The organism is Mycobacterium sp., assembly GCF_032162105.1.
Lineage (GTDB): Bacteria > Actinomycetota > Actinomycetes > Mycobacteriales > Mycobacteriaceae > Mycobacterium.
This window is the reverse complement of record NZ_JAVRPS010000027.1, coordinates 1-4,952: the sequence shown is the minus strand read 5'-3', so window position 1 is coordinate 4,952 and position 4,952 is coordinate 1. Positions and strand designations below refer to the sequence as shown.

Here is a 4,952-nt window from a genome sequence, read left to right as displayed (position 1 = left end):
CGCAGGCACTGGGTGTTCCCGCCATAGGTGGCCGGCGGGTACACCTGGCCGGTCTGCGGGTTGGTCTGGGTCTGGACGTAATCGCCCCAGAGTGCCGAACCGGAGGAGGAGACCCGCGGCGGCTCGGCCGCGGGATCATCGACTTCGACGTCGGGATCGGTGTCGCCGGTGCGCGTGAGCGTGACCGATTGCGTGGAGTTGTGGCATGCGCCGCCGACCGACGACCTGTTGGTGTACGTGCCGACCAGGGTGCCGTCGGGTCGGGGTTCCAGCGAGTACGCCTGCCACCCCTGGACGTCGATCGGTTCACCCTTGGGGGTCATGCACTGCGACGGCACCTCCCGAACCGACACCCAGAGACCGTCGACCATGTCGAAGACCATCTTCGGTGGGCGTGGATCCTCGGCGTCTGGCGGTGCGACTTCCGTTGCGGTGGCGATGCATCCGGCGTCGACGCAGCTGGATCTGGTTACCCATTTGACCGTGGCGGCGGTGTCGGGAACTTCGACGCCCTGCACGGTCGTCCGTAGACCGAACTGAGCGCTGTACGTGCCATCGAACGTCGGCCCCGTAGCCTGACGCGGCTGCGGGGAAGTGCAGGACGCAAGCACCAGGCACGCCGCAACGGCGCAGGCCCAGGCTCGCGTCCTAGTCGTCACGACGACGCGGCCCCGAGCACGAACTCGATGATGGCGTCCGACACCACGCGGTGAGTGACGTCGTTGAGGATGTCGTGGCCGCCGCCATCGATCTCGATGAGCGACAGCGGTTCGACCTGCTCGGCGTAGGCCTTCAGCGCGCCGATCGGAGCGATCGGATCGTTGGCGCCGTGGACCGCGAGCGTTGGCACCGCGAGCGTAGGCAGCCTCGCTCCGAAGGTGTCCCAGCCCCTGTCCAGCTCGCGCGCGAGTGGTCCGCCGTCCGCGTCGACGAAGGCCAGCGGGTCGTTTTCCATCAAATCGAGGTAGAACGGGTCGGCCGACAGCTGGCTCGGCGCGATCTCGAACGTGCTGTCGGCGTCGACCAGTCCGGGCACCGGGACCAATGGTGCACCCGAGATCACCCCGGCGCGGTACTTGCCGGGGTCGTCGATGAGATTCCACAGGGTGGCGACCGCTCCGAACGAATGGCCCTGCGCGACAAGCGGAATGCCCGGAGTTGCGGCTTGGGCTAGCGCGGCCAGCCGGTCGGACAACCCGATGCTGGCCTCGATCGAGCCGAAGTCGCCGCGCTCGCCAGGAGTGAGCCCGTGCCCGAACTGGTCGACCGCCCACAGGTCGATGTCGGCGGCGTTGAGCGCGAAGCCGTACCGGTGGTAGACGCCGGTGTGCTCGCCGAAACCGTGCAGGAAGATCACCGCGGCGCGGGGCCGGGGGGCCGCCCAATGCCGGTAGTACGCCTTGCCGTTGTCGGTGTCCAGAAATGGCATGCCCCGACTGCACCAGGTGAACCCGTGTCCGCGCAAGGGATTCGCTCAGGCTCCGATTGATCGTCCGACACCCAAGAGAACGTCGCGCTGCTCCTCCATGCGGGTGCGGATCGCCGCGACGACGGCGGACACCTCCGGCCGGCGCAACGTATCCGGCCGGGTCACCAGCCAGTAGGTCAACTGAATCGCAACCGCGTCCGGCAACACCCGGATCAGGTCGTCGTGCCGGTCGGCCATGAAGCACGGCAGAAGGCCAAGCCCAGCGGACGCCCTGGTCGCCTCGACGTGCACGAAGACGTTCGTCGAGGTGACGGATTCCCGCATGGTCGGCGCGAAGGTGCGGGCCAGGTCGAGATCGTCGACCTGCAACATGGAGTCGATGAAGTAGACCAATGGATGGCCTGACAGCTCGGCCCGCGACGCGGGAGTGCCGTGCTCGACGAGGTAGTCGCGCGAGGCGTATAGCCCCAACCGGTAGTCGCCGAGCCGGATGGCCTCTGCGCGGTGCACCTGGGGTTCACCGACCACCACCTCGATGTCGAGGCCGGATCGCTGCTGCGTCGCGCGCCGGGTCGTCGCGACGATCTCGACGGCCACCTTCGGGTGGCGTTTCTGCACGGCAGCCGCGGCGGGTGCGGCGACGTACGCGCTGAAGCCGTCCGTCGCCGACATGCGCACGACGCCCTCCAGTGTTCTGACCCCGTCGGCGGTCGCCAGGGAGCGCACGGCAGACTCGACCGCTTCGGCTGCCGACAGCGCCTCGCGGCCGAGGTCGGTCAGCTCCCAGCCACCTGCCACCCTGGCGAGCAGCCGGCCGCCGATCGACTGTTCCAGTGCGGCGATGCGCCGCGAGATGGTGGTGTGGTTGATGCCGAGTTCCTCGGCGGCGGTCACGTAGCGGCCCGACCGGCCGACTGCGAGAAGCACCAGCAGATCGTCGGCACTGAGCCGGTTAGCCTGGGTCATATGTGCAGTTTTGCAGATCGGTGCTGCATGTTTGGCCATTGCCGTCGGAGGGAACCTGCGTTGATACTCATAGCTGAATGTGTGCCGCGTCACAAAGGAGTCGTTTGATGAGAACGCCGATACCGACTGGGCTTCGACGGGTCGTCGTCGCGTCGATGGCGGGCACCGTCGTCGAGTGGTACGAGTTCTTCCTCTACGGCACCGCAGCCACGCTGGTGTTCAACAAGGTGTTCTTCTCGGAGACCACCAGTGAGCTCAACGCGATCTTCCTGGCGTTCGCCACCTACGCGGTCGGCTTCGTTGCGCGTCCGGTTGGCGGCGTGGTGTTCGGACACTTCGGCGACAAGTACGGCCGCAAGAAGCTGCTTCAGTTCAGCCTGCTGCTGGTCGGCGCGGCCACGTTCCTGATGGGCTGCCTGCCGACGTTCGGTCAGGTCGGCTATTGGGCACCGGCGCTGCTGGTCGCACTACGGTTCATCCAGGGGTTCGCCGTCGGCGGGGAGTGGGGCGGCGCGGTGTTGTTGGTGGCCGAGCACAGCCCCAACAAACAGCGCGGCTTCTGGGCCAGCTGGCCACAGGCCGGGGTCCCTGCAGGCAACCTGCTCGCGACCGTGGTCCTGCTGGTCCTCACGGGCACGCTGTCCGAATCGGACTTCCTGTCGTGGGGCTGGCGCGTCGCGTTCTGGCTGTCGGCGGTGGTGGTGCTGATCGGCTACTACATCCGCACCAAGGTCACCGACGCGCCGATCTTCGTTGCGGCCCAACAGGAAGCCGAACGGATCAAGGCCAGCTCGCTATCCGTCGTCGAGGTGCTGAAGCGTTACCCGCGCGGCGTTTTCACCGCGATGGGGCTGCGGTTCGGCGAAAACATCATGTACTACCTGGTGGTCACCTTCTCCATCACATACCTGAAGGTGCAGGTGGGCGCCGACACCACCTCGATCCTGCGGTACCTGCTCGTCGCACATATGGTGCACTTCGCCGTCGTCCCCCTGGTCGGGCACTTGTCTGATCGCTTCGGACGACGTCCGGTGTACATGGTTGGGGCGATCCTGGGCGCCACCTGGGGCTTCTTCGCCTTCCCGATGATGAACAGCGGCAACTACGTGGTCATCACCGCCGCGGTCACGCTCGGCCTCGTGATCCACGCGTTCATGTATGCGCCGCAGCCTGCGATCATGGCGGAGATGTTCCCCACTCGGATGCGCTATTCCGGTGTGTCCCTTGGCTATCAGGTCACTTCGATCGTGGCGGGTTCGCTTGCCCCGCTCATCGCCGTGAAGCTGCTGGAGATCTACGACTCCTCGGTGCCGATCGCCGTCTACCTGGCCGTGGCCTGCGCCGTCACTCTCGTCGCGGTGTTGTTCACCCGCGAGACCAACGGGATCGACCTGAAGACTCTCGACGAGGCGGACGCCGAGGAGTTGGCCGGCGAACGTCGGGCCACGGTCGGATGACGGAGTTGGCCGGCCGCACCGCCCTGGTCACCGGCGGCGCGAGTGGCATCGGAGCGGCCTGCGCGCGTGAACTCGCCGGGCGGGGAGCCACTGTCACCGTCGCCGACGTCGATGACGTGGCGGCCAAGGCACTCGTTGAGGAGATCGGCGGAACCGCTTGGGCCGTCGACCTTCTCGACGTGGGCTCCCTCGAGCAGCTGCGGCTGGAGACCGACGTCCTGGTCAACAACGCGGGCGTGCAGAGCATCGCCCCGATCGCCGAGTTCAGCCCGGAACGCTTCCGCTCGATGCTCGCCTTGATGGTCGAGGTGCCGTTCCTGTTGATCCGTGCCGCACTGCCGCACATGTTCGAGCAGCGCTTCGGCCGGATCATCAACATCTCATCGGTGCACGGCATCCGTGCCTCCGAGTACAAGGTGGCCTACGTGACGGCCAAGCACGGTCTGGAGGGGCTGTCCAAGGTGACCGCACTCGAAGGCGGGCCGCACGACGTCACCAGCAACTGCGTCAACCCGGGTTACGTCCGAACACCGTTGGTGACCAAGCAGATCGCCGATCAGGCCCGCACCCACGGTGTCCCCGAGCAGGAGGTCGTCGAGACGATCCTGCTGTCCGAGAGTGCGATCAAGCGGCTGGTGGAACCCGAGGAGGTCGCGGCGCTGGTGGGCTGGCTGGCATCGCCGAGCGCGGGAATGGTGACGGGCGCGTCGTACACGATGGACGGTGGCTGGAGCGCGCGGTAGCCGCGCGCGATATCGGAATCAATGTGTCAGACCCAGGTGGCATAGTCGAACATGTGTCCGAAGGTGTGGCGGATGTGGAGCTCATCGAGGTGATGGGTGAGGCGACGCGGGATGAGGCGACGGCGACGGCGCAGCGGTTGTTGGCGGTGGGCAGGTTGTATGCCCGGCGGGCGGTGGAGTTGGCGGAGTGGAATCGGTGGCGCACCGATGTCACCGAGGCGGTCGCCGCGGAGGTCTCCGCGGCGCAGAACGTCAGTCGCGGCCGGGCGAAGGGCCAGATCTTCTATGGGCGGATGTTGTGTGAGCGGCTGCCTGCGGTGGCGAAGGTGTTCGTGCGTGGGGTGATCGACTTTCGGA

At 66.8% G+C, this 4,952-nt stretch carries 6 protein-coding genes; 3 read left to right on the top strand and 3 right to left on the bottom strand.

Annotated elements, in window-relative coordinates; all coding sequences use genetic code 11:
• The 3 genes from QOC69_RS01130 to QOC69_RS01120 form a co-directional block, all read right to left on the bottom strand.
• On the bottom strand, positions 1-518 hold a 518-nt coding region (locus QOC69_RS01130; protein WP_526435521.1), incomplete at its 3' end, for an Rv2253/PknI dimerization domain-containing protein.
• A gap of 137 nt (positions 519-655) precedes the next feature.
• Complete coding sequence (locus QOC69_RS01125; RefSeq protein ID WP_526435519.1) at positions 656-1,429, bottom strand: alpha/beta hydrolase; 774 nt, start codon at positions 1,427-1,429, stop codon at positions 656-658.
• A 45-nt stretch (positions 1,430-1,474) separates the two neighbouring features.
• A complete protein-coding gene (locus QOC69_RS01120) occupies positions 1,475-2,434 on the bottom strand; it encodes a LysR family transcriptional regulator (RefSeq protein ID WP_526435517.1) in 960 nt (319 codons plus the stop codon).
• A 68-nt stretch (positions 2,435-2,502) separates the two neighbouring features.
• Here QOC69_RS01120 and QOC69_RS01115 point away from each other — a divergent pair, with 68 nt between their 5' ends.
• The 3 genes from QOC69_RS01115 to QOC69_RS01105 all read left to right on the top strand — a co-directional run.
• Positions 2,503-3,852, top strand: a complete 1,350-nt coding sequence (locus QOC69_RS01115) for an MFS transporter (protein ID WP_526435515.1) — start codon at positions 2,503-2,505, stop codon at positions 3,850-3,852.
• Positions 3,849-4,595, top strand: coding sequence for a 3-hydroxybutyrate dehydrogenase (locus tag QOC69_RS01110; RefSeq protein ID WP_526435513.1), 747 nt, complete (start codon positions 3,849-3,851; stop codon positions 4,593-4,595). Before QOC69_RS01115 ends, QOC69_RS01110 begins: the two co-directional genes overlap by 4 nt.
• A gap of 53 nt (positions 4,596-4,648) precedes the next feature.
• The coding region (locus tag QOC69_RS01105; RefSeq protein WP_526435511.1) for a DUF222 domain-containing protein at positions 4,649-4,952 on the top strand (304 nt) is incomplete at its 3' end.

Excerpts from the sequence above, each read along its gene's own strand:
- QOC69_RS01110 (WP_526435513.1), top strand. The coding sequence starts at position 3,849 with ATGACGGAGTTGGCCGGCCGCACCGCCCTGGTCACCGGCGGCGCGAGT.
- QOC69_RS01125 (WP_526435519.1), bottom strand. The coding sequence starts at position 1,429 with ATGCCATTTCTGGACACCGACAACGGCAAGGCGTACTACCGGCATTGG.
- QOC69_RS01120 (WP_526435517.1), bottom strand. The coding sequence starts at position 2,434 with ATGGCCAAACATGCAGCACCGATCTGCAAAACTGCACATATGACCCAG.
- QOC69_RS01115 (WP_526435515.1), top strand. The coding sequence starts at position 2,503 with ATGAGAACGCCGATACCGACTGGGCTTCGACGGGTCGTCGTCGCGTCG.